The organism is Streptomyces sp. NBC_00190, assembly GCF_036203305.1.
Classification (GTDB): Bacteria; Actinomycetota; Actinomycetes; order Streptomycetales; family Streptomycetaceae; genus Streptomyces.
In genome coordinates, this window is record NZ_CP108131.1 from 6,383,120 (window position 1) to 6,408,133 (window position 25,014).

Consider the following 25,014-nt stretch of genomic DNA (forward strand, 5'->3'; position numbering starts at 1 on the left):
GGCCAGGGCCAGGCCGGGAGCGGGAGCGGGATAGCAAGGTCATGGCAAGCCCGCCCGCTCCCGGCCCACCCCTGGCAGACAACTGGCGCACTTGACCCCCTCCTCCCCCCGGTTCCGCTCAGGTGAGCCCTCCCCGCTGGCCCCTCGCGAGCCACGTGCGCGACGGTTCGGTCATGAGCCGCAGCCCACCAGGGAGGGCACCATGACCACACCCACGCACGACCAGCCGTGGCGCACGGCCGCACCGGGACAGGTGCGCGACGCCATGCTCGACCGGGTCGAGGAACGCCTCGCCCGACTGCTCGCCGAGGAGCACCGCAACCGCCGTACGCCCGACCCGCGCAGCGCCGTCCTGGTGGCCGGCGTCGCCGAACTCGTCCAGGCCGGGGCCGAGCGGGCCCACCCGGTCATCTGCCTCACCGGATACCTCGCCGCGGGCGGCGATCCGGACAGCGAGGACGCCGTGGCCGCGGCTGCCGCGCTCGAACTCCTCGACACCTGCCTGATGATCCGTGAGGACGTCCGGGACAACGCGCCGCTGCGCCGCGGCATCCCGACCCTGCACATCAGCCACGCCGCCGAGCACGAGCGCAACGGCTGGCGCGGCGAGTCCCGCCGGTTCGGAGAGGGGACCGCCGTGCTCGCCGGCGATCTCGCCCTCGCCTACGGTGACCGGCTGGCGGTCCGGCTCCCCCACGAGGTCCGGGAGCTGTGGGACGACCTGCGGACCGAGCGGGCGATCGGCGCGCACACCGAGGCCGCCGCCGCGACCGAGTACCTCGACGACGCCTGGCCGGGGCAGTGCCTGGAGGGCTGCGGCAGCGGCTGCGGCGCGGGCTGGTACGGGCTGCGCCACGCGCTGCTGATCGGCGCCGCGCTGGCGGGGCGGGACGACCTGCGCGAGACGTACGAGGAGTACGCGCGGGCCCTGCACGCGGCCTGGCGGATCCGCGGATTCCTGCGCGGAGGCCCGGGGTTCGACGGCGACGCCCAGTTCCTGCGCGACGTGTTCTTCGACGCGCGGGCCCGGGACGGGGCCGAGGAGACCATCGCCGGGCTCCTGGCGCGCGCGGACGAGGCCGTCGCCGCAGCCCCCGTCGACCCCGTGTGGCGCACCGAACTGGCGGCCTTCGCACGCCGGGTGGCCGGCTGCGAGTGACCCCGGCGGTGACGCCACGTCAACGCGGTAACTCGGTAGCGGGGCATGGCCCCTCGGTCGATCATGGGGCGCATGAGCGACCAACCCGAGCGATGGACCCAGGCGACCGTCTACCCCGACATGTGGACCGATCCGGACGACGACCCCCGCAACAGCGAGCAAGTCAGTCCGGACGGCGAGCTCCCGACGCTGCAGGACTTCCTGACGAACTACCGCATCACCCTGCGGATGAAGTGCGAGGGCCTGGACGCGGAGCAACTGGCCCGCCGGTCGGTCCCGCCGTCGACGATGTCGCTGCTCGGCCTGGTCCGGCACCTCGCCGAGGTGGAACGGGACTGGCGCAACTGGATCACCGACGGTGACCCGCTGCCGAAGCTGTACGGCAAGCGCGACGCGGACTTCCACGGAGCTGTCGCCGAGCAGGCCGTGGTCGACGCCGCGTACGCCGATCTGGAGCGCGAGCAGGCCGCGACCGACGCCGCGCTGGCCGCGCACCCGGATCTGGGCGAGCGGTTGGGGAAGGACAAGATCGCGGTCCGGGAGCTGCTGGTCCACAGGATCGAGGAGTACGCCCGTCACTGCGGGCACGCCGACCTGTTGCGCGAGCGCGTCGACGGACGGGTGGGCCAGTGACGGGCGGGCCCAAGCCCGGAGCGTGAGCCCCGGGACGGGACTCAGTCGGGGGCCGGCCGGGGCCCGCCGGGCCGCAGGCGCGTCAGCCAGCTGCGCAGCGCGCCGCGGCGGACCCGGCCGAGGTCGTCGCGCGGCAGTGCGCCGACGATCTCCAGCCGTGTCGGCAGAAAGGCCTCCGCGACGCCCCGGGCGGTGAGGTGCTCGCGCAGCTCGGCCGGGCCCGGCGGCCGGTCCTGCGCGGTCGGGACCACGACGGCGCAGGGCAGCTCCCCGTGCTCGGGATCGGTGTAGGCGACGACCGCGGCCTCGCTGACCCGGGGGTGGGTCAGCAACTGCTCCTCCACCTCGGCCACCGGCACCATGAAGATCGCGCCGGTCCGCATCCCGGCCCTGGCCAGGACCCGGATCCCGCCGTGCGGGCCGGGCTGCGCCAGGTCTCCCGTGTCGAGCCAGCCGTCGGCCCGCTCCCAGGTGGGCACCGGTGCCGGGGCTCCCTGCCCCCACGTGGCCAGGCAGACCGACGGCCCGCGCACCATGAGCGCCGGCGTCCCGTGCCCGGCGGACACCTCCAGCCCGCGCAGCGCGTGGAAGGCGTCGCCCTCGTCGGGAGTGTCCCCGGTGAGGGCGCCCATGCCGAGTTCCGGGGCCCCCCACACGGAGAGCACCGGTACGCCGAACACCGCGCGGAGTCCGGCGGCCAGCGGCGCGGGGGTGCTGGTGCGGCCGCCGGACAGCACCAGCCGCAGCCGGTCCAGGTCCCGGGGGCGGCGCTGCTGCGTGGTGAGCAGCTCGGAGAAGTAGGCGGGCTCCGCGTAGACCTGGTCCACCCCGGCCGCCGCCATCAGGTCCAGGCACCGGCCCGGATCCCACACGTCCTGGTGGACCCCCGTCCCGCCGACCGCCAGCGGCCAGCACACGGTGTACAGCAGCGAGGCCAGCGAGGTGAGCGGCAGCGTGCTGAGGAAGACCTCGCGCGGCCGTCGGCCCGGGCCGTCGCCCTCGTGCTGGGACGCGATGTTGGCGTACAGCGTGTTGGGGGAGTGCAGCACAGAGGTGTAGGCGTCCCGCAGGCCCATCACGCTGATCAGCAGGGAGGGCCGGTCGGCCTGCCCGCTCCGCGGCCTGCTCCGCCTGCCCGCTCCGGTGCGCTCGTGCGCGGTGCGCCGGAAGTGCGCCGCGAAGTCGACCGCCCCGGTCGCCGCCGCGTCCCCCACGACGACCCGGTGGCGCAGCCACGGCAGGCGCGGCGCGAGGTCCGCGAGGACTTCGGCGTGCGCGTGGCCCTCCCACACGTCGGGCACCACGCAGACCCGGGCCCGGGTGCTCTCCAGGATCCGGTGCAGCCCGTGGGCCCGTACGGTCGGCAGGACCGGCACCGCGACCGCCCCGGCCCGCCAGCAGGCCAGGGTCAGCGCCGCGGTCTCCCACCAGCTCGGCAGCTGGTAGGCGACGGGGTCCCCGGGGGCCACCCCGAGGGAGGTCAGGGCGGCAGCGAACCGGTCGACGTACAGGGCCAGTTGGCTGTACGTGAGGGTGATCAGGCGTCGGCCGGCCGGCCGGTGGGCCCGCTCCGAGACGATCGCCGGGCGCCCGGGCGCGGCGGCGGCCGTACGGTACAGGTCGTCGAGGAAGGTCTCCGGGCGCCACCATCCGGCGGCCCGGAACCGCGCCGCGACCCCGGCCGGCGCGCCGAGGTCCAGGGGCCGGCCGTGCGCGGCGCCGAGGTGTTCCGCCGCGGGGTACGAGGGGCAGTCGGTCAGGCCCACCGGCCCACCGCCCCGGCCACCTGCACCCGCGAGGTGCACCCGAGCCTGCGCATCACCTGGCGGACGTGGTTGACCACGGTCCACTCCGAAATGTCCAGCCTCGCAGCGATATGGCGATTCGTCAGCCCTTCCGACACCAGCAGTGCCACCTGGACCTGCCGCGGGGTGAGCGACGGTGCCTCGGCCACCGCCCCCGTCACCGGGCGGCGCGAGGGGGCGGGAGCCGAGAGGGCCTCCGCCACCGCGGCGGGCGCCCCCATCCGCACCCCCTCGGCCCACGCCGTGGCGAAGTCGGACCAGTCCAGCCGCGCGCTCAGCTCCGTACGCGCCCGCTCGGCTTCGGAGCGCCACTCGTCGGGCACCTCGGCTCCCGTCCCGGCCCGCAGGGTGTCGGCCGCCGCCAGCAGCCGCACCGTGCGCGGCCGCTGCGCGGGCGCCGTGCGCAGCTGGAGCAGCGCGAACTCCTCCAGCAGGTCCGGCAGTTCGGTCCGCTCGCCGATCGCCCCGTACAGCCGCAGGGCCTCCCGCAGCGCCCGGTCGGCCCGGTCCGGATCCTCGCCCTCCAGAGCCAGCGCCGCCGAGGTCCGCAGCGCGCCCGCCAGGCCCCGCCCGTCCCGGATCCGCCGGAAGGCCTCCTCGGCCCGGTCCAGCAGCTCCTGCGCCTTGCGCCGGTCGCCGTCGGCGCGCAGCACGGCCGCGAGCGCCGCCGCCGCCCCGGCCGCGCCCCCGGTGACGCCCATCGACTCCAGCGCGTTCAGCGCGGTCACCAGCACGGCCCGCGCCCCCGGCGGATCACCGGCCTTCAGCAGCGCCGTACCGAGGTGGGCGGAGGCGAGCGCGTTCTGCCGCCGGTCACCGACGGCCTTCCCCAGCGCGAGCGCCCGACGGTGGCGGCGTACGGCCTCCTGCGGATCACCCAGGGCGAGCGCGAACAGCCCGGACATGTCGGCCAGCCGGGCCCGTACGGCCTCCAGCAGCGGGGGCCCCGCCACCTCGGCCGCGCCGTCGCACCACTCCAGCCCCTCCCGCAGCCGCCCCTGCGTCAGCCAGGGCAGCCGGCAGCCGAGCACCAGGGCGGCCGCCGCCTCGCCGTCACCGCGCTCGCGCAGCCGCCGCAGCGAGGTCGTCACGTTCGCGCCCTCGGCGGCCAACTCCCGCAGCATCCGCTCCTGGTCGGTCCCGTTCAGGCGGGGCAGCGAGGCGGTCACCAGCTGAAGGTAGCGCTCCGCGTGCGCGTCCAGCGCCGCGCCGTCGCGACCCGACTCCGCGAGTACCGCGCGGCAGTGGGACCGTACGGGCTCGGTCACGGCCAGCCGCAGCTCCCCCTGCTCCTCACCCACCACGGCCAGCAGACCGCGGTCCAGCAGGGTCTCGACGCCCGCCTCCGCCGACACGCCAGCCGCCGACAGGCCGAAGCCGGGCTCGTACACCGAGAGCCGCTCCAGCAGGGCGCGGACCGGGGCGTCGAGCCCGCGGCAGCTCCACTCGGCCAGGGCCGCGAGCGACCGGTGCCGCTCGGGCGCGTGCGCGGGCCCGCCCGCCAGGACGGTCGTACGGCCGCGCAGCCGGGACGGCAGCAGGTGGGGAGGGAACAGCCGCAGCCTGCGCGCGGCGAGTTCGATGGCGAGCGGCAGGCCGTCGAGGAGCGTGCAGATCTCGGCGACGGCCGCCGCGTTCTCCAGGGTGAGCGCGAAGGCCGGGTCGGCGTCCCGGGCCCGGCGTACGAACAGCGCGACCGACGCCGCCTCGCGCACCTCGTGCGGGTCGGCGGCGCCCTGCGCGGGCACCGGTACGGGCAGCGGCGCCAGGGGCAGCAGCTGTTCCCCGTACACCCCGAGCGGCTCCACGGCGGTGGCCAGCACCACCACGCGCGGATCACCGGCGAGCGCCGCGACCGCCCCGGCGGCCGCCGGGCGCGCCTCGTGGTCACAGCCGTCGAGCAGCAACAGGATCCGGCCGGACTCCTCGGGCCCCCAGCAGGGCAGCGGTTCGTCCCCGGCGGCCCACCGCGCCGCCGCGTCGACCACCTCCACCCGGGCGAACTCCGGGCCGGCCTCCCGCACGGCCTCCGCGGCCAGCCGGGTCTTGCCCACCCCGGCCCGGCCGGTCACCGTCAGCAGCCGGACCGAGGGGTCGCGCAGCCGCTCCCGCAGGGCGGCGGCTTCGAGTTCCCGCCCGACGAGCTCCGTCACCGGGCTGAGCGCTACCGACATGGTTCTCCGTACGTTGCGTAGAGGGCGATCGAATGGGTCAGGGGCCGGGTGGCGCCGGGGGCCGGGGCATCGTGCCGGTCAGGAGCGCACACCGGCCGGCTGGATCCGCCAGAGCCCCGGGCGGATCTCCACGGCCCGCCGCGCGGCGCCGCCACCGCCGGCGGTAGCGGACAGCGCCCGCAGCGAACGTCTGGCGTACACCTCCAGCCGGTGGTCGCGCAGGGCCCCCGCCAGCCGCAGGCACTCGCCGAACCAGGCCCGGGCCGTCTCCGCCCCCTCCGGCCCGTCCTGGGCCAGCGCCAGCAGCGCCCGGGCCCGGCTCGCCTCGTAGTGGCCGCGCGTACGGCCGGGCACCGACAGGGCGGCGAGGGCGGGCTCCAGCAGGGCGGCGGCCTCCGCCGCCGAACCGGCGTCCAGCCGCAGCTCGGCCAGGCCCACCAGGGCGCGGCCCGCCTCCTCCTCGTCGCCCGCCTCCCGGGCGTGCGCCAGCGCCCCCGCATACAGCTCGTGCGCCCGTTCCGCGCGCCGGTACTGCCAGGCCAGGTCGCCGAGCGAGCGCTCCATCCGGGCCTGGGCCGACCGGTCCGCGCACCGCACGGCCGCGTCCAGCGCCAGGGTGTAGGCGGCCTCGGCATCCTCCTCCACCCACCCGCCCGTGGCGTCCGTCAGCCGTACCGCCAGCGCCCACAGCCCGGCCTCGTGGGCGGTCCGCGCCAGCCGTACGAGCCCCCGCGCGTCGGCGTCCGCCAGTCGGCCCGGCTGCGCGGCGGCGGCCGCGTACGCCCGGCACACCCGCTCCGCCGCCGCGCGCCGCACCTCGGGTGCCTCCTCCAGCTCCAGCCGCTCCACCGCCAGCAGCCGCAGCAGCTCCGGCAGGTGGCAGCCGTCGCGGTCCACCGCCAGCAGCCGCTCGTCGGCCAGGGCGTCCAGGGCCGCCGCGGCCCGCGGCTCGGCCAGGTCCAGCGCGGCGGCCGCCTGCCGGGCGCCGAACCGGCCGGGCGGCAGCAGCGACAGCAGGCGGAAGGTCCGCCGCTCGGCCCCGGGAGCCGCCGCATAGGCCTCCAGGAGGCGGGCCCGTACGTCGACATCGCCGGCCCGCAGCGCGTCCAGCCGCCCGCCCTCGTCCCGCAGCCGGTCCGCCAGCGTGGCGGGGGTCCAGTGCGGCCGGGCCGCGAGCTGGGCGGCGGCGGCCCGCACGGCCAGCGGGAGCCCCCCGCACAGCCCGGCGATCTCGTCGACCGCGCCGGGTCCGGGCGCGGGGCCGCCATGCTCGGTGAAGAGCCCGGCGAGCCGCCGCGACTCCTCGGGACGCCACGGTCCGAGGACCACCGGACGGAGCCCCGGGAGCCCGGCGGGCACCCGGCCCGCGGTGAGCAGCAGCGCGGAGCCCGGGGCGAGGGGCAGCAGCGGCCTCACCTGGGTCTCGGAGGTGACGTGGTCCAGCACGATCAGCACCCGGCGGCCCGTCAGGGGCGCCCGCTCCAGCCGGTCGAGGATCTCCGCGCCGGTCGGCGGCGGGCCGGAGGCGCGGCGCAGGTCCAGGAAGACCTGCCCGTCGGGGAAGGCGTCCGCCACGCGGTGCGCGCTCTCCACCGCGAGCGCCGTCTTGCCGGTGCCCGGCAGACCCGTCACCGCGACACAGCCGCCCGCGGGCGCGGCCCGCAACAGCTGCTCCAGCTCGGCGAGTTCGGCAGACCGGCCCGCGAAGCGGGGGTCGGCGGGCGGCAGGGCGCCGAGCGCCGGCGACCAGCCCTGCGTGCCGTCGGCCGGGGCGGCGTCCGTGGCACCCGGTCCGGCGGCCCCGGACCGTACGGCCGAGCCGCTGCCGGCACCGATGCCGCTGCCGGTTCGGGCTCCGGGCATCGACAGCGCCGGATCCCCTTCCAGAATGCGCCGCTGGAGCCGCCGTGACGAAGGGCCCGGCTCTATCCCGAGCTCCTCCACGAGGGTCCGCCGCAGCATCGCGAACACGCGCAGCGCCTCCGCCTGCCGCCCGCACCGGAACAGCGCCACCATCAGATGGGCGTGGAACTCCTCGTGCATCCGGTGCTCGGCGACCAGTTCCTGGAGCTCCGCCACCAGTTCGCGGTGCAGTCCGAGGTGCAGCTCGGCCCGGATGCGCTCGTCGAGCACGGTGGAGCGCACCTCGCCCAGGCGCACGGCCGCGCCGTCCAGCAGCGGCCCGTGCGGGGTGTCCGACAGCACCGGCCCCCGCCACAGCGTGAGCGCCCGCCGCATCAGGTCCGCCGCCGCGCCGAAGTCCGCGTCCCGCAGGGCCTGGTGGCCGCGGCGGGCCAGGTCCTCGAAGACCGCGGTGTCGAGCGCGTCCGCGCCGACGCGCAGCAGATAGCCCGGGCGCCGGGTGACCAGCGACTCCCGGCCGCCGCGCGGATCGGCGCTGCCCAGCGTCTTGCGCAGGTGCGACACGTAGACCTGGAGCGTCGTCGTCGCCGTACGCGGCGGCGCCTCCGGCCAGAGCTCGTCGATGAGGCTCTCCGACGACACGACCTCGTTCGCGCGGACCAGCAGTGTCCCGAGGACGACCCGCAGTTTGGCGGCCTGCGGAGCGTACGAGACCACCGGGCCGCCGTCCGCGGCATCATCCGTACCGCCGCCCGTTCCGCCGCCCGTGACCTCCAGCGGGCCCAGAATTCCGAAACGCATCGTCCTCAGTAGTCCTGGACGACGGACGTGCGGGCCTCGGCCACCGCGCGGCGGCGCTGCGTCAGGGTGAGCGTGACCGGTACGGAGGGCCGCCCCGCGGCGTCGCGCCCCAGCGGCCCGGCCACCGCCACGCAGCGCAGCGGCAGATCGAGGTCCGCCTGCCCGCGGAAGTGCACCTGGCAGGCACCGATCGCGCTGCGGGCCGGGTTCAGCCCGTGCGCCCGTCCCGCGGCGAGCAGCGAGGTCTGGCGCAGTGCCTCCATCAGGTGCAGTCCGGAGAGCTGCCCGTCCTCGCCCGCGAACACGGGGCTGATCTGCCGGGAGAGCAGCCAGGTGCTGATCCGGCCGCGCGCCACGTCGGTCGGTTCGCTGATCACGGTGTTCTCGGGGGCGTAGCGGCCCGTCTCGGCGGAGTCGGCCGGCCGCAGCGGGCCGTCCGGCGCGTCGTCGAGCTCGGGCGCGGCCCGCAGCGCCTGCCGGGAGTGCTCCAGGTGCCTGCGGTAGAGCTTCGGCATGAGGAAGACCAGACCGGCGGCGCCCGTCGCGCACGGGCGGCCGTCGATCACCACCTGCAGGTGGAAGTCGAGTCCGCGCGGCACCTCGTCGACCACGTTCGCCGGGCGGGCCCTGATGTGGGTCTCCATGGGTACGGGGCCGGCGGGGGCCCCGTCCGTACGCCAGGCGGACAGGTCGGTGAGGTCGAGAGTGAAACGGTAGAAGAGACCGGGACGGTCCTCCGGCACGCCGAAGTAGCGGTGGCCGACGAACTCGCCGATCTCGCGCATGGTCTCGGTCGCGATCTGCAGATCGTGGAAGTGGCCCGGGCCGTCGTTGAAGAGCGGATGGGCGGCGGGGGTCGCTCCGACGAGGGTGAAGTTCTCCTCGCCGAGGCTGGGGACGTCGAGACCGTAGTGGGCCCGCGAGGGCGGACGGTGGATCAGGTGCTGGGCCGCCGCGGCCCTCGCGTGGCCGTGGACGGCGGGGGGCGAGGTCGTGCTGTTGTCGACTGTCATGTCCCTCTCCTAACTCTCGCGTCATGGTGGAGCGGCGGTCGAGCGGCCAGCCAGCCGGTGCCGTTGGCAGGAAAGTGCATGGCAGGAACTCATGCGTTCCGCATCCGCCCCCGTCCGTGGTTGTGCGCTTTAGTCACGTCCAAGGGGGACGGCGGACCCTGCACTACGAGAGCCCCGCCCCCGGGATGTCCCCCACCCCCCGGGCGGGGCCTTGCTCCGCGCCCACTCGACCGATCCCGGAAGGGAGCCCCCGATGACCACCACAGGTACCGACACCGTGCGGTCGTCGGAGTCGGCGGAGTCCGCGGATTCCGCGGACGGGGCCGGCCCTGCGGGCCTGCCGGCCCGGCTCCGCTTCGGCTACGCCTCGGGATCGCTCGTCACGGGCACGTTCACCACCCTCCCCGGCCTGCTGCTGCTCCCGTACCTCACGGACACCCTGGGGGTGGGCGCCGCGCTGGCCGGCGCGATCGTGTTCGTGCCCAAGGCCTGGGACGCCTTCCTCAACCCGCTGGTCGGCCGCGCCAGCGACCGCACGCGCACCCGCTGGGGCGCGCGCCGCCCGTACGTCCTGTGCGGCGGGCTCGTGATGGCCCTGGCCTTCGCGCTGACCTTCGCCGGCCTGCTGCCGGGCACCGGCGGCGCCTGGCTCACCGCGGGCGGATACCTGCTCACCGCGACCGCGTTCGCCTTCTTCCTGGTGCCGTACGTCGCCATGCCCGCCGAGCTCAGCGACCGGCACCAGGACCGCATGCGCCTGGTCGGCGGACGGGTTGCCGTCATCGGAGTGGCCGCGCTGGTCACCGGCGCGGCCGGGCCCGCCCTCATCGACGCCGGGGGCGGCGGGCTCGCCGGACACCGGTGGGTGGGCGTGTTCGGCGGGCTGGTCATCGCCCTCGGAGCGGTCTGGGTCTTCGCCGGAACCTCCGGCGCGGGCCGGGGCCGCCCCGTCGGCCCCCGCGCCCTGGAGAGCGAGCCGAGCCTGCGCCGCCAGTTCGCCGCCGCCCGCGGAAACCCGCCCTTCATGGCGCTGCTGCGGTGCGTGGTCGTCCAGTCCGTCGCGACCGGCGTCCTGCTCGCGGGCGCGCCGTACTTCGCCGAGCACGTCCTGCGCGACTCCTCCGGGGTCGGCGCGCTCGTCGCCGCGTTCGTCGCGCCCAACCTCTTGACCATGCCGCTGTGGTCGCGGCTGCGCGCCGGTCGCCACGGATACACCGTCGCCTCCGCCCTGTTCGCCGCCGGATGCCTGCTCTTCCTCGCCGCCCCCGTACTGCCCGAAGGCGCCGTACTGCTCACCATGGCGCTGGCCGGCACCGGCCACGCGGGCCAGCTGCTCTTCCTGTACGCGATGCTGCCGGACTGCATCGCCAAGGACACCGCCCGTACCGAACGCCGACGGGCGGGCGTCCTGTCCGGCCTGTTCAGCACCGGCGAGGGACTCGGTGTCGCCCTCGGCCCCTTCCTCTACGGCCTGGTGCTCCAGCTCTGCGGCTACGTCTCTTCCGGCACGGGCCGGGCCGCCGAGCAGACCCCGACCGCCGCACTCGGCATGCTGGCCGGCTTCGCGCTGCTCCCGGCCCTGGCCACGGCGCTGGCCGTCCTCCTGCTGCGCGGCTACGACCGGCCGGACCGCCCCTAGTGACCCCTCATCAGCCGCAGTGCGACGACACGGGTATGCGGGGCACCGTCCGCGCAGGATGATGGGACGATCATGACTCGCGGGCTTCGGGGGATGCTTTCGTGACGTACACACAGGAGTGGGACACCGGCCAGGTGGGCTTCGGCCCGGAGGTACGGGCCATGATCGAGGAATCGCTCGTCCCCGGCCCCGTCGCCGACCGCGCCGCTTCCCAGGGCGCCGTCCCCGACCCCGCCGTCGTCGTCCGGTCCGGTACGTACGTCGTCGACCCGCCCTTCTTCGGCAACGGGGACATCGGCCGCGTCGCCGTCTGCGGAGCCGTCAACGAACTGGCCGCCACCGGAGCCGATGTCCGCCACATCGCCCTCGGCATCGTGCTGGAGGCCGGGCTGCCGCTGGACCTGGTGCGCAGGCTCACCGCCTCCGTGCGCGGCGCGGCCGCCGAGGCCCAGGTCGCCATCGCCGCGGTGGACACCCAGGTCGTCCGCGCGGGCGAGGCCGACCGGGTCTTCGTCACCGCCACCGCCTTCGGCGTGCCCGGCGGCCCGCCCCTGGACCTCGGCTCGGTCCGGCCCGGCGACCGCATCGTGGTGACCGGGCGCCTGGGCAGCCACGCCGCCCACCTGGTCTCGCTGCGCGACGGGCTCGGCTACGAGCACCACGTACCCAGCGACTGCGCCCCCCTGGGAGGCCTGCTGCGCGCGGTGGCCCCCGACATCCGCCACGCCCGGACGGTGGTCGCGGGCGGCCTGGCGGAGGTCCTGCGCCGGTGCGCCGCGGGCCGCGGCCTGACCCTGCGGGTCGAGGAAGCCGCCCTGCCCGTACGGTACGAGGCCCGCGTGGCCCTCGGCGCCCGCGGCCTCGCCCCCCTGGACGCGGCCTGCGCCGGGTGCCTGTGCCTGTTCGTTGCCCCGGAACGCACCCCCCGGGTCCTGACCGCGCTGCGCGCCCACCCCTACGGCCGCCACGCGGCCGTGGTCGGCGAGGTCACCGCCGACCCCCTGGGCGAGGTGGAGTTCCGTACGCCGGACGGCCGCCTCCACACCCGCACGGTCCCCTCGGGCACGGTCCCCGAACGCCTCCTCTGAACGTGCGGCGCCTGCCGAACGGTGGCCACGGACACCCTTCCGATCACAGGTCACGGCAGCCATAATGCACATCCGCAACTCGCTTAATTGCTCCTTACATAACGGGAGTTCGAGCATCGGGGGATGCATGTCCGCATCGGTACCGTCTGCCGCGTTAGCCACGGACGCCGTGCCACAGCACAGCCGCAGCGAGGCCACCCGGCTGCTGTGCGCGGGCGTCTGGTTCGACAGTGAATTCCGCCGCCGCGTCATCGAGCAGCTGGTCGAGCACGAGGAGCGCCCGATCGCCCCGTCGCTCGGCATCGACGCCCTGCCGGTACTCGCGCACGCGCTCCAGGCCCGGCGCCGGGAGGCGGAGACCGGGGCCGCGCTGCTGGCCCTGTGGGTGCTCTTCATCGGGCTCGGACTGGCCGACGTGGGCTCCCAGACCGTGCTGCCCGTTCCCTGGTTCGTGGCCTACGGGATGGTCTGCTTCGTCTGCTGGACCCTGCGCGGGAGCAGGGGCGCCGTCTTCGGCCTCGGCCGCGGGGTGCTCAAGGAGGCCACTCGGGGCAGGCTCAAGGCGGTGCTGCCGGTCGTGCCGTTCGCCGTGACGACCGCCTACTGGGTGGCCGTGGCCGTCTCGCTGTTCGCAGGCGCCAACGTCGCGGCGGCCGTGGTGTTTCCGGTCCTGATGGTGCTGCCCGTGTGGGCGCACCGGACGCATGTCGTGGCGGTCATGCGCGAGAAGCTGCGCCGCGGCGCCTACGCCGAAATGCCGCGTGAGCGACTCCCGGACACCCCCCAGTACAGGCGCATCGGCGCGGCCATCGACCGCGAGCAGCACGCGAGCCTGACGATCTACGACCCCTTCAGGCCGTTCGTCGGTGCCGGCGAGCCGTACCAGCCGTGGTCGGTGGTCGCGGAACTGAAGGGGAGGAAGGCGTGGGGGGCGGCGCCGAAGCCGGTGGACCCGGCACGGCCGGCCGCCGGCCCGGTGGGCGCCTCTCTGCTCACGGGACGCGAGGTCGTCGAACTCATCAAGCCGCGCCTGGAGGCCCTGCGCGCGTCGGCCGCGGAGACCAGCCGCGACCGGCTGCGCTTCCTCGAGGTCGACGAAGTGGTCTATCTGCCCGTCGGGGTGGCGCGAGGCCGCGTCAGGTACGAGCCCGCCCGGATCCAGGAGCACCTCGACGACGCGGTCGGCGAGGGCGCCGAAGGGCGTCGGCACTTCCTGCGCGTCCGGCTCGGGGCGTGGGACGAACAGGTGGGTATCTCCCTCCTGGTACGCGTCCACACCCAGGGCGGGATGCTGGTCCTGGAGGTCGTACCGCACGTACTCAGCCCGGTCCGCCCGGAGTTCAGGTCGGTGGACGTGGTCGCCGCCCGCGGCGAGGGGAGCGGGCTGCGTGACGCCGTCATCGCCGTGCTCACCAGTCCGGCGGCGGGAGTCGCAGCGGGAAGCTCCTTGGTCAGTACCGCTCTGTCCGTCTTCCGCACATGGCTCACCCTCCCGCAGCACGCCCTTCCCGACGGACCGGTGACCTCGGTGCGGGAACTGGGGAGCGTGAAGGAGGTCTCGCTGTTCCAGGAGATGGACATCAGCCGGTACGTGCGGACGCTGCAGGACCGCATCGCGAGCGGTGTGCAGGAGGCGCTGCGCACGAAGGGCTACGAGACGGGTGAGTTCGAGCAGTACGTCGTCAGCGTGAGCGGGGGCGGGGTGTTCATCGGGTCGATGAGCGGCGGAGCGGTCGCGACGGGTGAGCGCGCCTCGGCGAAGCACGGGGACGCGGCGGCCGTGAAGGGGGGCGGGCGGTCGTGACCTCGGGGGAGCAGGAGCCGCAGGAGGGCGAGGAGCGGGCCGGCGAGCCGGTCGCCCCGTCTCCGGGAGGAATCAGCATCGGCGTGCTGACCGGCGGGGCGGTGGCAGCCGGGGAGGGCGCGAGCGCCGAGGACCGCTCACGGCGCTCCGGCAGGCCGGAGCCGCCGGCCGCCCCGCCCGAGGTGCCCCGGGCGAACCCCGGAGGCATCGCCATCGGAGCCATGACCGCAGGCGCGGTGGCCGCGGGCCCGAACGCCAAGGCCCTGGACGCCTCCGAGCAGTCGGTGGGTGTGCCTCCCGAACTCCGTACGGCCATGCGCACCCTGCGTGAGCAGTTGAGTCTGCTCAGCCCCAGCGACGAGACGTCCGAGCTCGACGCCCGGCTCGCCGAGGCCGAGGAGGAGGCCGGCGCCACGGGGCAGGTGCGGTGCGATCGTCTCCAGTGGCTGCGCGAGCGCCTCGATCTCGGCTCCACGGCCGCGGCCGGGCTCGCCTCGGCGGCGGCGGTCGTACAGCAGATCACGCAACTCCTGGGGAGCCAGGGGTGGCCGGCATGACCGAATGGGACGAGGACAATCAGGCCTGGGTGGAGCCGGAGACCCCGGACGGGCCGCCACCGGGAGAGAGGTCCCGGCGCGTGGCCATCGTGGTGATCGCCGGGGCCCTGCTCTCCGTGGCGGCCGGGGCCGGGATCTGGGCGGCGGTGCGGGGCGACGGCGACGACCCCCCGGACCTCTCGCACGCCTTGCCGGGCGTCACCCTCCCCGGCGCCACCCGGTCGGGTCCACCGCAGACCACGCGGCCCGCGTCCACGGCGCGGTCCACGCCCGGTGTCCTGGCCGACCCGTGCGAGGCGGTCGACAGCGCCACGGCCAGGCAGTGGAAGCTGTATTCGCCCGAGCCCGACAGGCGCGACCAGGTCCCGATGAGGGTGTGCAGCTGGACGTGGCTCGGCGCCGGGAACTCGACGACCGCCACGTTGTCCGTCATGTACACCAAGGAACTCCCCATGGAACCGAAGCCGAAGCCCACGTCGGTTGCCGGGATACCGTCCGCGATGGTCAGCGGCAACGACAAGGGCTGCGTGATCCTGTGGCCCGCGTCGTACGGGGAGGTGATCGTCATGGCCCAGCGGGGCGACGGAGAGCTGACGCGGCACGTATGCGAGATCGCCGCCGACTTCGCCCGAGCGGTGGCTCCCAGTGTGCCGGACTGACCGGCAGGACGCCTGGGTGCCAAGTCCGTTTGCTGAACAGTCGGTTGATACACCCATGAGTCACCCCGCGGCGGCATATGCTCGGACCGCTCGTACGGACGCATGCACGCACGGACGTCCGTACGCACGCGCGTCCGAACGCCTCGCGAGCCGTAAGGGGACCGCCCCGTGAGTGTCCGCATTCAACCCTCCTCCCAGGTCGACGAGACCGCCGAACTCGGTGAGGGGACCACCGTCTGGGATCTGGCGCAGATACGGGAGGAGGCCCGGCTCGGGCGCGGCTGCATCGTGGGGCGCGGGGCGTACGTCGGGCCCGGCGTACGGATCGGGGACAACGTCAAGCTCCAGAACCACGCGCTCGTGTACGAGCCCGCCGAGCTCGGCGACGGGGTGTTCATCGGCCCGGCGGTGGTGCTCACCAATGACTTCTACCCGCGCGCGGTCGAGCCCGACGGCCGCCTCAAGCGCGGCGGTGACTGGGAGGCCGCCGGGGTCGTGGTGGCAGAGGGCGCCTCGCTGGGAGCCCGCTCGGTGTGCGTGGCCGGGGTGCGCGTCGGACGCTGGGCGCTGGTCGCGGCCGGCGCGGTGGTGTCCCGGGACGTACCGGACTTCGCGCTCGTGGCGGGGGTGCCGGCCCGGCGGATCGGCTGGGTGGGCCGGGCCGGGGTCCGCCTGGTGGAGCGCGAGGACGAGCCGGGCGTGTGGGAGTGCCCGCGGACCGGAGCGCTGCACGACGAGAAGGACGGCGCGCTCGTCGAGCGCATCTGACGGAATGTCGGCAATTTAGCGCTTCGGCATTTCGTCAAAACCACAAACAACGAACAACCGGTCGGCATACCGTGTCCCTGCACACGGGATCTGAGCAGGCAACAGGCCTGGCTCAGTGGGGGGTTGTACACGACGAGGGCACCGCGGGCAGTGCGCCGGCGGCGCGGTTCCACCGCGCCTGCGGCGGCTGCCGTTCACGCGCGCGCCCCAGTCCGACGGCATCGCTGGGGGGTCCAGACGCAGCCGTCGGACGGTTCGTGCCATCGGTGGGGGTTCACCGGCGGCACGTGCGCCGTCATGCGCGATTCCCCTCCGCGGAGTGACGACCGCCAGGTCCGTCCGAGGAGCGATCAGAGGGGGTAGGTGTGTTGGAGCCGAAGAGCTCGGACATACGGGGTGCGCGCAGCACCCGGGGAGTCGGGGTGGGGACCCGATGACCGCAGCACGATTAGAGGCACTGGCCCGCGAGGACCTGTCGGCGCACGCCCTCGCCGAGCGGCTGCTCGCGCTGGCCGAGGCGGGGCTGCCCGCGATGTACCTGCCGGGCGCCGAGAACTTCGTGTTCACGCTGGTGGGGACCGCGGCACCCGACGGCACCCGCCGCCTGGAGCCGCGGGGGACCAGCACCCGGTACGCGGCCATCACCGCGCTGGGCGCGCGGTTCCTGCCCGAGGACCGGCAGCGCGCCCTGTTCGGCGGGCTCACCGCCGAGCAGTTCGCGGGGCTGCTGGTGGAACGGCTCCCCGGGGTGACGAACCTCGGTGACGCGGCGCTCATCGCCTGGGCCGCCGCCGAGACCGGCCACCCCAAGCTGCCCGACGCCCTCGAACGGGTCGCCGCACTCGACGCACCCGGGCGGCCGCAGTACACCGTCGAGGCCGCCTGGGTGCTGTCCGCCCTCGTGGCGGCCCGCGACGCGGTGGACGTGGAGGACCGCCTCGCGGCCGCCCGCGACCGGCTGCTGGCGGCGAAGACCGCCGGCAGCCCGCTGTTCCCGCACGCCACCGGGCCCGGGCTGGTGCCCGGATACCGGTCCCACGTGGCCTGCTTCGCCGACCAGACCTATCCGCTCCAGGCACTGGCCCGGCTGCACGCGAGCGGCGGCGACTCCGAGGCCCTCGCGGCCGCCGACGCGTGCGCCGCCCGCATCTGCGCCCTCCAGGGGGACGGCGGGCAGTGGTGGTGGCACTACGACGCCCGCCACGGCGGAGTGGTCGAGGGCTACCCCGTCTACAGCGTCCACCAGCACGCCATGGCCCCGACCGCCCTGTTCGACCTGGCCGAAGCGGGCGGCACCGACTTCGGGGCCGAGATCCGCCGCGGCCTGCGCTGGATGACCGAGGTGCCCGAGCTCGCCGGGCCCACCGGGACCCCGCGCGAACCCATGATCCGCGAGGACTTCGACGTCACGTGGCGCAAGATCTACCGCGGCGACCCGAAGAAGGCCGTCCGCGCCGCCCGCGGACTCACCACCCGGGTGGCGCCGCACGCCCGGCTCGCACCCCTGGACCGGCTCTTCCGCCCCGCCTCGGTGGACCGCGAGTGCCGCCCGTACGAGTTCGGCTGGATGCTGTTCGCCTGGCTCGGGGGGCTGCCGAGATGAACCGGACCCAAAGGCCTTCCCTCTTCGGGTTCGCACTCGACGCCCTGACCATGGACGAGACCGTGCAGCGCTGCCTGGAGGCGGTACGGCGCGGCGAGCAGATCGAGATCGGCATGGTCAACGCCGCGAAGCTGGTCAACATGAAGCGCGACCCCCGCCTCGCCGAGGCGGTCGCGGGCTGCGACCTGGTTCTGGCCGACGGCCAGGCAGTCGTCTGGGCCGGGCGCCTGCTCGGCGTCCGGCTGCCGGAACGCGTCGCGGGCATCGACCTGTTCATGCGCCTGCTCGCCGCCGCCGAGACCGCGGACATTCCCGTCTACCTGCTCGGCGCCGAACGGCGCGTCCTGGAGATGATGCTCCGGGAGATCTCCGCACGCTTCCCGGGACTGCGGGTGGCGGGCAGCCGGAACGGCTACTTCGACGACTCCGACCAGGAGACGATCGCCGACGCCATATCCGACAGCGGCGCCCAGCTGCTGTTCCTCGGCATGACCTCGCCCAAGAAGGAGATCTTCACCGCCGGCTACGGCAAGCGCACCGGCGCCCACGTCGTGCACGGGGTCGGCGGCTCCTTCGACATCCTCGCCGGCATCACCAAGCGGGCACCGCTGGTCTGGCAGCGGATGGGACTCGAATGGTTCTACCGCACCCTCCAGGAGCCGCGCCGCCTCGGCAAGCGCTACCTCACCACCAATGCCGCCTTCCTCCTCATGACGGCCCGGGAACTCATGCGCCGCACACCGTCACCCGCCCTTTCCGCGAACAGGAGTCACTGATGCGCGTAGTCGTCGTGGGACAGGGATACGTCGGCCTGCCACTGGCCATCAGGGCCGCCGAGGTCGGCCACCAGGTGATCGGGTACGACGTGGACGCGCGGCGGGTCAAGAGCCTCGCCGCCGGTGAGTCGTACGTGGAGGACGTCTCCTCCGAACGGCTGGCCCGGGCGCTGGAGAACGGCAGCTACCGGCCCAGTGAACTCGCCCGGGACTGCGGCGGCTTCGACGTCGCCGTCGTCACCGTCCCGACCCCCTTGCAGGACGGGGCGCCCGACCTGCGCTACATCGAGGAGTCGGCGCACACGCTGGCCCGCTTCTTGCGCCCGGGCGCGACCGTGGTCCTGGAGTCCACCACCTACCCGGGCACCACCGAGGAGCTGTTCGCGCCGATCCTGGAGGACGGCTCCGGGCTCACCGCGGGCGAGGACTTCCACCTCGGCTACAGCCCCGAGCGCATCGACCCGGGCAACACCGTCTGGGGCTTCCAGCAGACCCCCAAGGTGGTCTCCGGCGTCGACGCGCGTTCCCTGAAGGCCGTCGAGGCCTTCTACGGGCAACTCGTCGACACCACCGTGCCGGTGCGCTCGCCCAAGGAGGCCGAGCTGGCGAAACTGCTGGAGAACACCTTCCGGCACGTGAACATCGCGCTCGTCAACGAGATCGCCATGTTCGCCCGCCACCTCGACATCGACGTCTGGCAGTCCATCGAGGCCGCGTCCAGCAAGCCCTTCGGCTTCATGAAGTTCACCCCGGGCCCGGGCGTCGGCGGCCACTGCCTGCCGATCGACCCCTCGTACCTGAACTGGCGGGTGCAGCGCGAACTCGGCCAGAACTTCCGCTTCGTCGAACTCGCCAACGACATCAACAACCACATGCCCGAGTACGTGACGCGCCGCGTGATCGACGCGCTCAACGCCAAACGCCGCTCGGTCAACGGCTCCAAGGTCCTGCTGCTGGGGCTCGCGTACAAGAAGAACACCGGCGACGCCCGGGAGTCGCCCGCCGTGCGCGTCTCGCAGCTGCTCCTCGACATGGGGGCCAAGGTGCGCGCGGCCGACCCCCACGTGGTGGAGAGCATCAAGGTCGACGCCCGTCTCGTGCGGGTCGAACCGACCCGCAAGGAACTGGCGGCGGCCGACGTGGTCGTCCTGCTCACCGACCACGACTCCTTCGACTACGGGATGATCACCGAGCACGCCTCCTTCGTCCTCGACTGCCGCAACCGGTTGTCCGGACCGACCGTGGAGGTGCTCTGAGCCATGACCGTGGCGAAGATCGTGTGCGTCGCCGGAGCGCGGCCCAACTACATGAAGATCAAGCCGGTGATGGACGCACTGGAGCGCCGCGGCGCCGAGGTGATCCTCGTCCACACCGGCCAGCACTACGACGAGTCCATGAACGACGTGTTCTTCCGCGATCTGGGCATCCGCACCCCCGACCGCTACCTGGGCGCCGGTTCCGGCACCCACGCCCAGCAGACCGGGCGGGTGATGGCCGCCTTCGAGCCGCTGCTCGACGAGGTGGCCCCGGACGTGGTGGTGGTGGTCGGCGACATCAACTCCACGCTCGCCTGCGCCCTGGTGACCGCGAAGGCCGGCCCGCTGCTGGCCCACGTGGAGGCGGGCCTGCGCAGCCGTGACTGGAGCATGCCGGAGGAGGTCAACCGCGTCGCCACCGACCGGGTCAGCGACTACCTGCTGGCGCCCTCGCCCGACGCCGCCGCGAACCTGCGGGCGGAGGGCTACCGGGACGACCAGATCCACGTCGTCGGCAACGTCATGATCGACACCCTCCTCGCCAACCTGGACCGCGCCAGGCAGTCCGACGTCCTGGACCGGTACGGGCTGACCCGGGGCGGATACGGCCTGGTCACCCTGCACCGCCCGGCCAACGTGGACGACCCCGCGGCCCTCGGCGGCCTGCTGAAGGCCCTCGGAGAGATCGCCGTCCGCTGCCCCCTGCTGCTGCCCGTGCACCCGCGGGCAGCCGAGCGACTGGCCGAACTCGGCGTGCCGGGCGGTATCCGGCTGGTTCCGGCCGCCGGATACCTCGACTTCATCGCCCTGCAGGACTCCGCCCGCCTGGTGCTCACCGACTCCGGCGGCATCCAGGAGGAGACCACCGCGCTGGGCGTGCCCTGCGTGACGCTGCGGGAGAACACCGAGCGGCCCGTCACCGTGTCGGAGGGCACGAACGTACTGGCGGGCACGGATCCGGAGCGCATCGTGGCCACGGTGAACCGGGTGCTCGACGACCCGCCCGCCGCCCGCTGCCCCGAGCTCTGGGACGGCCGGGCGAGCGAGCGCATCGCCGAGGTTCTGCTGGACGGCGGGAGCAGGCACACCCGGCCCCGGCCCACCGACCTCGTCCCGCAGTAAACAGGTAGTTCAGAGAAGGGGAAGACCTTGGATCTCGCCGAAATCTGGCGGGTCATGCGCAGGCGCTGGTACGTGCTGATACCCGGGCTGGTGATCACGGCGGCGCTGGCCGCCGCCGTGCACTTCCTCGTCCCGGTGCAGTACCAGTCGCAGAGCACGGTGACCCTCCTGAACTCGAAGAAGGCCACGGAGGCCTTCGACGGCAACCCCTTCCTGAGCACCCAGACCTCCCTCACCGGGATGGCCGACGGCCTCGCCCGCAACCTGAACTCCGACGGGGCCGTCGCCGACCTCAAGGCCCTGGGCCTCACCGGTACGCACGAAGCGAAGATCGCCGACAACGCCCTGGGCCCCTTCATGTGGCTGACCGTGACCGGAACCGACCGGGCGGCCGTCCTCAAGTCGGACGAGATCCTCACCGCCTACGCGCAGAAGAGGCTGGACGAGTTCCAGACCCAGCAGTCGGTGCGGCCCGAGGCGATGATCAGGATGGCCACGATCGTGCCGCCCCAGGAGCCGGAGGCCCAGACCAAGTCCCGGATCCAGTTCATCGTCATGGCGGGCGCGCTGGGCTTCGTACTCAGCCTGGTCGCCACCTTCTTCGTGGAGGCCCGCACAAGGCGGGGCCCCGGCCGGCATCGGCCCGAACCCGGTGAGGACAAGGGCGACGGGCCCGGCGAAGGCGGCCACGGCGGGGAGGCCGGACCGGCCGCGGACGACACCCGCGACCCGTCGGACACCCTGCACATGAAGGTCCATCAGGTCCACCAGCCGGCGGCCGACGCCCCGGCCGGACCGAAGTGACGGGCTCCGGAGCGACCGGCTCCGTCACGGACGAGCACACCGCCCCCGCGCCCCCCGCGCTGGGGCGCAAGGTCGGCGTCGCGGCCAGGTGGAGCCTGGTCAACACGGTCGTGATGCGCCTCGGCAACTTCGCCACCGGGATCATCCTCGCCCGCTTCTTCCTCGGGCCGGAGGCCTGGGGCGTGTACGGGATCGCCCAGACGGTCCTGCTCGTCCTGCTCTCCGCCAACGAACTCGGCGTGTCGCTCGCGATCGTGCGCTGGGAGGGAGATCCGCGCCGCTTCGCCCCGACCGTCCTCACGCTCAGCGTGCTGTCCAGCTGCCTGCTGTACACGGCCCTGTTCGCGGCCGCCCCGGCCGTCGCCGGTGTCCTGGGCTCACCCGAGGCTTCCGGAGTCCTGCGGGTGATGTGTCTGTGCGTGGTGATCGACGGGGTGGCACAGGTGCCCGGGGGCTTCCTCACCCGGGAGTTCGCCCAGGGCAAGCGGATGATCATCGACGGACTCAACTTCGTGCTCAGCACCTCGGTGACGCTGCTGCTGGCCTTCGAGGGCTGGGGCGCGATGAGCTTCGCCTGGGGAGCCGTGGCGGGGAACGTCGTGACGCTGATCGGCTGCCGGATGGCCGCACCGGGCACCCTGAAATTCGGCTGGGACCCCGCGCAGGCCCGGGCGCTGCTCGGGTTCGGGCTTCCGCTCGCAGGGGCGAGCATGCTGGCCCTCGCGGTGGTCAACGTCGACACCATGGTGGTCGGCGCGACGCTGGGCAACGTGGCCCTGGGCTTCTACGTACTCGCCTTCAACATCTCCGGCTGGCCCGTGAGGATCATCTCCGAGGCCGCCCGCAGGGTCGCCTTCGCCGGCTTCTCCCGTCTGGCCGACTCGCCGCAGGCGCTGGCCCAGGGCTTCAGCCGCGCCCTGGGCGTGGTGATCACCGGCACCGTCCCGCTGTGCGTGCTGCTGGCCGGCTTCGCGGGGCCGGCCATCGAGCTGATCTACGGGAGCCGGTGGGCTCCCGCCGCCGCGGCCCTGCCCTGGCTGATGGCCCTCGGCCTGATCCGCATCGGCAGTGAACTCGCCTACGACTGCCTCGTCGCGATCGGACAGCGCCGGTCGCTCTTCCTGGTGCAGGGCCTGTGGCTGGCAGCCCTGATCCCGGTGCTCCTCGCCGGCGCCCGCCTGAACGGCATCGTCGGAGCCTCACAGGCCCACGTCCTGGTCGCCGGCGGCCTGGTGGTGCCCGTGTTCCTGTACGCCCTCAGCCGCGGCGGCATCGGTGTCGGCCGGATCGCCAGGGCCTGCGCGTGGCCCTTCCTCGGCGGGGCCGTGATGGCCGCGGTCATCCTGGGCCTGGAGCGCCGGTTCGGCGACGGCCTGCCCGCGCTCCTGGCCACCGCCGCGACAGCCCTGGCCGGCTACACGGTGTGCGTACTGCCCAGCCGCGGCTTCCTGCGCGGCGTCGACCGCGGCGAACGGCCCCACCGCGGCCGGCGCCGGTCGCCCGAACCGGCCCGGCCCACCCGACAGGACACGAGGTGAACCCGATGTCACGGCGCATCAGCCGAAACCCGCTCGCGGGGCTGCTGCTCTTGGCCCTCCTGGCGGTCATGGGCGTGGCCTGCTCGGGACGCGACCGGTCCGCGCTGCCGGACTGCCCGGACGCCGCGCGGACCTGCCCCGCGAGCGGGTCCCCGGCGACGTCACCGAGCGCCGGTCCGCCGACCGCGGACGGCCGGGCGACGGGCAGCCCCGCCGCCTCCGCGTCCCCGACGGCGAAGCCCACCGCGACGGCGGGTGCCGGCAGTCCGTCCGGCACACCCGCCGCCAAGGCCGCCTGCGCCTCCTTCAGCGCCTGCGGCTTCCCCGACGCCTCCACCACCGGTCCGCGGATCCCCCTCACGCCCCACAACACCGGGTACATGGCCGTCCGTGAGAACGGGCTCGTCATCCGGGGCTGGGACATCACCGGCTCGCTCGACATCTACGCGAACGACGTCACCGTCATCGACAGCAAGATCACCTCGGACAGCTGGTGGGGCATCAACCTGCGCCCCGGTTTCAGCGGCCTGCGGGTCCTGCACTCCACCATCACGGCGGTGCCCGGCAAGGGACCGGACAACGGCGGCGTGGACTACGCGGTGTCGAACATGGGGGGCAGCTCCATCGAGGTCGGCTGGTGCGACGTCTCGGTGTTCGGCGACGCGCTGTCCATGGGGCAGGGCAACCTGCACGACAACTACGTGCACGACATCGTCCCGTTCGTGAACCTGGGCGGCGAGTGGCAGCACACCAACACGGTGATCAGCGGCGGCGGCAACACCGGGGAGCTGATCATCCGCCACAACACCCTGCTGAACCCGACCGGCCTCAAGGAGGGCGCCTCGGGGAGCATCGGCCTGTTCGCGGACACCGGAGTGGTCCGCAACGTCACCGTGGACAACAACTGGGTGGCCGGCGGCGCGTACGCCCTCTACGGCGGCAGCACCGGCGCCACCGGGATCAAGGTCACCGACAACGTCTTCTCGACGGAGTACCACCCCGCCGCCGGCGGATACGGCGTGGTCGCCCACTGGAACCACAGCGGCCCCGGAAACGTGTGGCGGAACAACCGGATGTCCGACGGCCGCCCGATCGAACCCGAGCCGGCCCCGTGAGCGGCCTCGTGCGCGGTGTCGCGCGGGCAGTCGCGCGGGCACCATGGACCCTGCTCAAGGCCCTGTTCGGCTGGCTGGTGCTCTTCGAGGCCAGGAACAAGGTCCTGCTGGCCCCCACCGCGGTGCGGCTGCGCCGGACCGAGGACGCCGAGACCCGGCGGCTGGCCCGCGTCCTGGCGTCGCCGCCCTCGGCGCTGGTCGCCACGGTCATCGCCACCCACCGGCGCCCCGAGGAGCTGCGTGCCGCGGTGCGTTCGGCCCTGGACCAGACCGTCCGGGACCAGGTCGTGATCGTGGTCGACGACGGCGCCGGACTGTCGGCGCTCCCCGAGGACCCACGGCTGTTCGCCGTGTCGCTGGCGCACAACACCGGTGTGGCGGGCGTCGTGCGCAACGTGGGCATCCGCCTCACCCGCTCGCGGTACGTGGCGTTCCTGGACGACGACAACCTGTGGGAACCCGACCACCTGGAACGGACGCTGGCGGTCCTGGAGCCTGCCGACGGGCCCGACGCCGTCTACACGGCGCTGCGCCGCGTCCTGCCCGACGGCAGCGAGCAGGACGTCCTGTCGGTGCCCTACGACCGGCGCCGCGCCGCCCGCGAGGCCTTCCTGGACACCAACGCCTTCGTCGCCCGCCGCAACCGCTCCCTGCACTTCAGCCGTCTGCGCCGGACACCGGAGGTGCTGCCCCGCGAGGACTGGGAGCTGATCCGCCGGTACGGCCGCCGGTACCGGGTGCGCCACGTGCCGCACCCCACCGTCCGATACCTCATGAACCCGGCGAGCTTCTACACGCAATGGCAACAGTCCAGTTGAAGCCCGCCTCTCTTCCGCT

The 25,014-nt window shown here is 74.2% G+C and carries 20 protein-coding genes; 16 read left to right on the forward strand and 4 right to left on the reverse strand.

Translation table 11 applies throughout. The annotated features are described in order from the left end of the window. Positions 1-202: 202 nt before the first annotated feature. Both OG429_RS30055 and OG429_RS30060 read left to right on the forward strand, forming a co-directional pair. Positions 203-1,159, forward strand: coding sequence for a polyprenyl synthetase family protein (locus OG429_RS30055; protein ID WP_328928380.1), 957 nt, complete (start codon positions 203-205; stop codon positions 1,157-1,159). Positions 1,160-1,222: 63 nt separating this feature from the next. Further along, a complete protein-coding gene (locus OG429_RS30060) occupies positions 1,223-1,792 on the forward strand; it encodes a DinB family protein (RefSeq protein ID WP_328928381.1) in 570 nt (189 codons plus the stop codon). A 41-nt stretch (positions 1,793-1,833) separates the two neighbouring features. Here the strand turns inward: OG429_RS30060 and OG429_RS30065 are convergent, their stop codons facing one another. From OG429_RS30065 to OG429_RS30080, 4 genes are all read right to left on the reverse strand, one after another. Further along, the gene (locus tag OG429_RS30065; protein WP_328928382.1) at positions 1,834-3,558 is read right to left on the reverse strand and encodes an AMP-binding protein; all 1,725 of its coding nucleotides are present in this window, start codon (positions 3,556-3,558) and stop codon (positions 1,834-1,836) included. Then, positions 3,549-5,771 carry an ATP-binding protein gene (locus OG429_RS30070; RefSeq protein ID WP_328928383.1) on the reverse strand — a complete coding sequence of 741 codons (2,223 nt, stop codon included), beginning with the start codon at positions 5,769-5,771 and terminating at the stop codon, positions 3,549-3,551. The genes OG429_RS30065 and OG429_RS30070 overlap by 10 nt, the downstream gene beginning before the upstream one ends. Before the next feature lie 78 nt (positions 5,772-5,849). Beyond that, positions 5,850-8,435 carry an AfsR/SARP family transcriptional regulator gene (locus OG429_RS30075; protein WP_328928384.1) on the reverse strand — a complete coding sequence of 862 codons (2,586 nt, stop codon included), beginning with the start codon at positions 8,433-8,435 and terminating at the stop codon, positions 5,850-5,852. Positions 8,436-8,440: 5 nt separating this feature from the next. Then, positions 8,441-9,448 carry an AfsA-related hotdog domain-containing protein gene (locus tag OG429_RS30080; RefSeq protein WP_328928385.1) on the reverse strand — a complete coding sequence of 336 codons (1,008 nt, stop codon included), beginning with the start codon at positions 9,446-9,448 and terminating at the stop codon, positions 8,441-8,443. A gap of 253 nt (positions 9,449-9,701) precedes the next feature. On the opposite strand from OG429_RS30080, the gene OG429_RS30085 reads away from it, so the two are divergent. From OG429_RS30085 to OG429_RS30150, 14 genes are all read left to right on the forward strand, one after another. Further along, positions 9,702-11,087 carry an MFS transporter gene (locus OG429_RS30085; RefSeq protein ID WP_328928386.1) on the forward strand — a complete coding sequence of 462 codons (1,386 nt, stop codon included), beginning with the start codon at positions 9,702-9,704 and terminating at the stop codon, positions 11,085-11,087. A gap of 101 nt (positions 11,088-11,188) precedes the next feature. Further along, on the forward strand, positions 11,189-12,175 hold the full coding sequence (locus tag OG429_RS30090; protein ID WP_328928387.1) for an AIR synthase-related protein: 987 nt from the start codon (positions 11,189-11,191) through the stop codon (positions 12,173-12,175). A gap of 169 nt (positions 12,176-12,344) precedes the next feature. Continuing rightward, positions 12,345-13,979 (forward strand): hypothetical protein, encoded by a 1,635-nt coding sequence (locus OG429_RS30095; RefSeq protein WP_328928388.1) that lies wholly within the window; start codon positions 12,345-12,347, stop codon positions 13,977-13,979. Further along, the gene (locus OG429_RS30100; protein ID WP_328928389.1) at positions 13,976-14,536 is read left to right on the forward strand and encodes a hypothetical protein; all 561 of its coding nucleotides are present in this window, start codon (positions 13,976-13,978) and stop codon (positions 14,534-14,536) included. The genes OG429_RS30095 and OG429_RS30100 overlap by 4 nt, the downstream gene beginning before the upstream one ends. Beyond that, complete coding sequence (locus OG429_RS30105; protein ID WP_328928390.1) at positions 14,533-15,195, forward strand: DUF3558 family protein; 663 nt, start codon at positions 14,533-14,535, stop codon at positions 15,193-15,195. Before OG429_RS30100 ends, OG429_RS30105 begins: the two co-directional genes overlap by 4 nt. A gap of 168 nt (positions 15,196-15,363) precedes the next feature. Further along, on the forward strand, positions 15,364-15,963 hold the full coding sequence (locus tag OG429_RS30110) for an acyltransferase (RefSeq protein ID WP_328928391.1): 600 nt from the start codon (positions 15,364-15,366) through the stop codon (positions 15,961-15,963). Positions 15,964-16,396: 433 nt separating this feature from the next. Beyond that, positions 16,397-17,566, forward strand: coding sequence for a hypothetical protein (locus OG429_RS30115; protein ID WP_328928392.1), 1,170 nt, complete (start codon positions 16,397-16,399; stop codon positions 17,564-17,566). Further along, positions 17,563-18,342 (forward strand): WecB/TagA/CpsF family glycosyltransferase, encoded by a 780-nt coding sequence (locus OG429_RS30120; protein WP_328928393.1) that lies wholly within the window; start codon positions 17,563-17,565, stop codon positions 18,340-18,342. The genes OG429_RS30115 and OG429_RS30120 overlap by 4 nt, the downstream gene beginning before the upstream one ends. After that, positions 18,342-19,598: a nucleotide sugar dehydrogenase gene (locus tag OG429_RS30125; RefSeq protein ID WP_328928394.1), complete on the forward strand. Its 1,257-nt coding sequence runs from the start codon at positions 18,342-18,344 to the stop codon at positions 19,596-19,598. The genes OG429_RS30120 and OG429_RS30125 overlap by 1 nt, the downstream gene beginning before the upstream one ends. A gap of 3 nt (positions 19,599-19,601) precedes the next feature. Then, positions 19,602-20,720 (forward strand): non-hydrolyzing UDP-N-acetylglucosamine 2-epimerase, encoded by a 1,119-nt coding sequence (gene wecB / locus OG429_RS30130; RefSeq protein ID WP_328928395.1) that lies wholly within the window; start codon positions 19,602-19,604, stop codon positions 20,718-20,720. 27 nt (positions 20,721-20,747) lie between these two features. After that, entirely contained in the window at positions 20,748-21,524 is a 777-nt protein-coding gene (locus OG429_RS30135) for a Wzz/FepE/Etk N-terminal domain-containing protein (protein WP_328928396.1), read from the forward strand. After that, positions 21,521-23,062, forward strand: coding sequence for an oligosaccharide flippase family protein (locus OG429_RS30140; protein ID WP_328928397.1), 1,542 nt, complete (start codon positions 21,521-21,523; stop codon positions 23,060-23,062). Before OG429_RS30135 ends, OG429_RS30140 begins: the two co-directional genes overlap by 4 nt. A gap of 5 nt (positions 23,063-23,067) precedes the next feature. Beyond that, positions 23,068-24,177, forward strand: coding sequence for a hypothetical protein (locus tag OG429_RS30145; protein WP_328928398.1), 1,110 nt, complete (start codon positions 23,068-23,070; stop codon positions 24,175-24,177). Next, complete coding sequence (locus OG429_RS30150; RefSeq protein WP_328928399.1) at positions 24,174-24,995, forward strand: glycosyltransferase family 2 protein; 822 nt, start codon at positions 24,174-24,176, stop codon at positions 24,993-24,995. Before OG429_RS30145 ends, OG429_RS30150 begins: the two co-directional genes overlap by 4 nt. Positions 24,996-25,014 lie beyond the last annotated feature (19 nt).

Coding starts and splice junctions, on each gene's coding strand:
- OG429_RS30060 (WP_328928381.1), top strand. CDS start 1,223: ATGGGGCGCATGAGCGACCAACCCGAGCGATGGACCCAGGCGACCGTC.
- OG429_RS30055 (WP_328928380.1), top strand. CDS start 203: ATGACCACACCCACGCACGACCAGCCGTGGCGCACGGCCGCACCGGGA.
- OG429_RS30115 (WP_328928392.1), top strand. CDS start 16,397: ATGACCGCAGCACGATTAGAGGCACTGGCCCGCGAGGACCTGTCGGCG.
- OG429_RS30125 (WP_328928394.1), top strand. CDS start 18,342: ATGCGCGTAGTCGTCGTGGGACAGGGATACGTCGGCCTGCCACTGGCC.
- OG429_RS30120 (WP_328928393.1), top strand. CDS start 17,563: ATGAACCGGACCCAAAGGCCTTCCCTCTTCGGGTTCGCACTCGACGCC.
- OG429_RS30145 (WP_328928398.1), top strand. CDS start 23,068: ATGTCACGGCGCATCAGCCGAAACCCGCTCGCGGGGCTGCTGCTCTTG.
- wecB (WP_328928395.1), top strand. CDS start 19,602: ATGACCGTGGCGAAGATCGTGTGCGTCGCCGGAGCGCGGCCCAACTAC.
- OG429_RS30075 (WP_328928384.1), bottom strand. CDS start 8,435: ATGCGTTTCGGAATTCTGGGCCCGCTGGAGGTCACGGGCGGCGGAACG.
- OG429_RS30070 (WP_328928383.1), bottom strand. CDS start 5,771: ATGTCGGTAGCGCTCAGCCCGGTGACGGAGCTCGTCGGGCGGGAACTC.
- OG429_RS30080 (WP_328928385.1), bottom strand. CDS start 9,448: ATGACAGTCGACAACAGCACGACCTCGCCCCCCGCCGTCCACGGCCAC.
- OG429_RS30105 (WP_328928390.1), top strand. CDS start 14,533: ATGACCGAATGGGACGAGGACAATCAGGCCTGGGTGGAGCCGGAGACC.
- OG429_RS30085 (WP_328928386.1), top strand. CDS start 9,702: ATGACCACCACAGGTACCGACACCGTGCGGTCGTCGGAGTCGGCGGAG.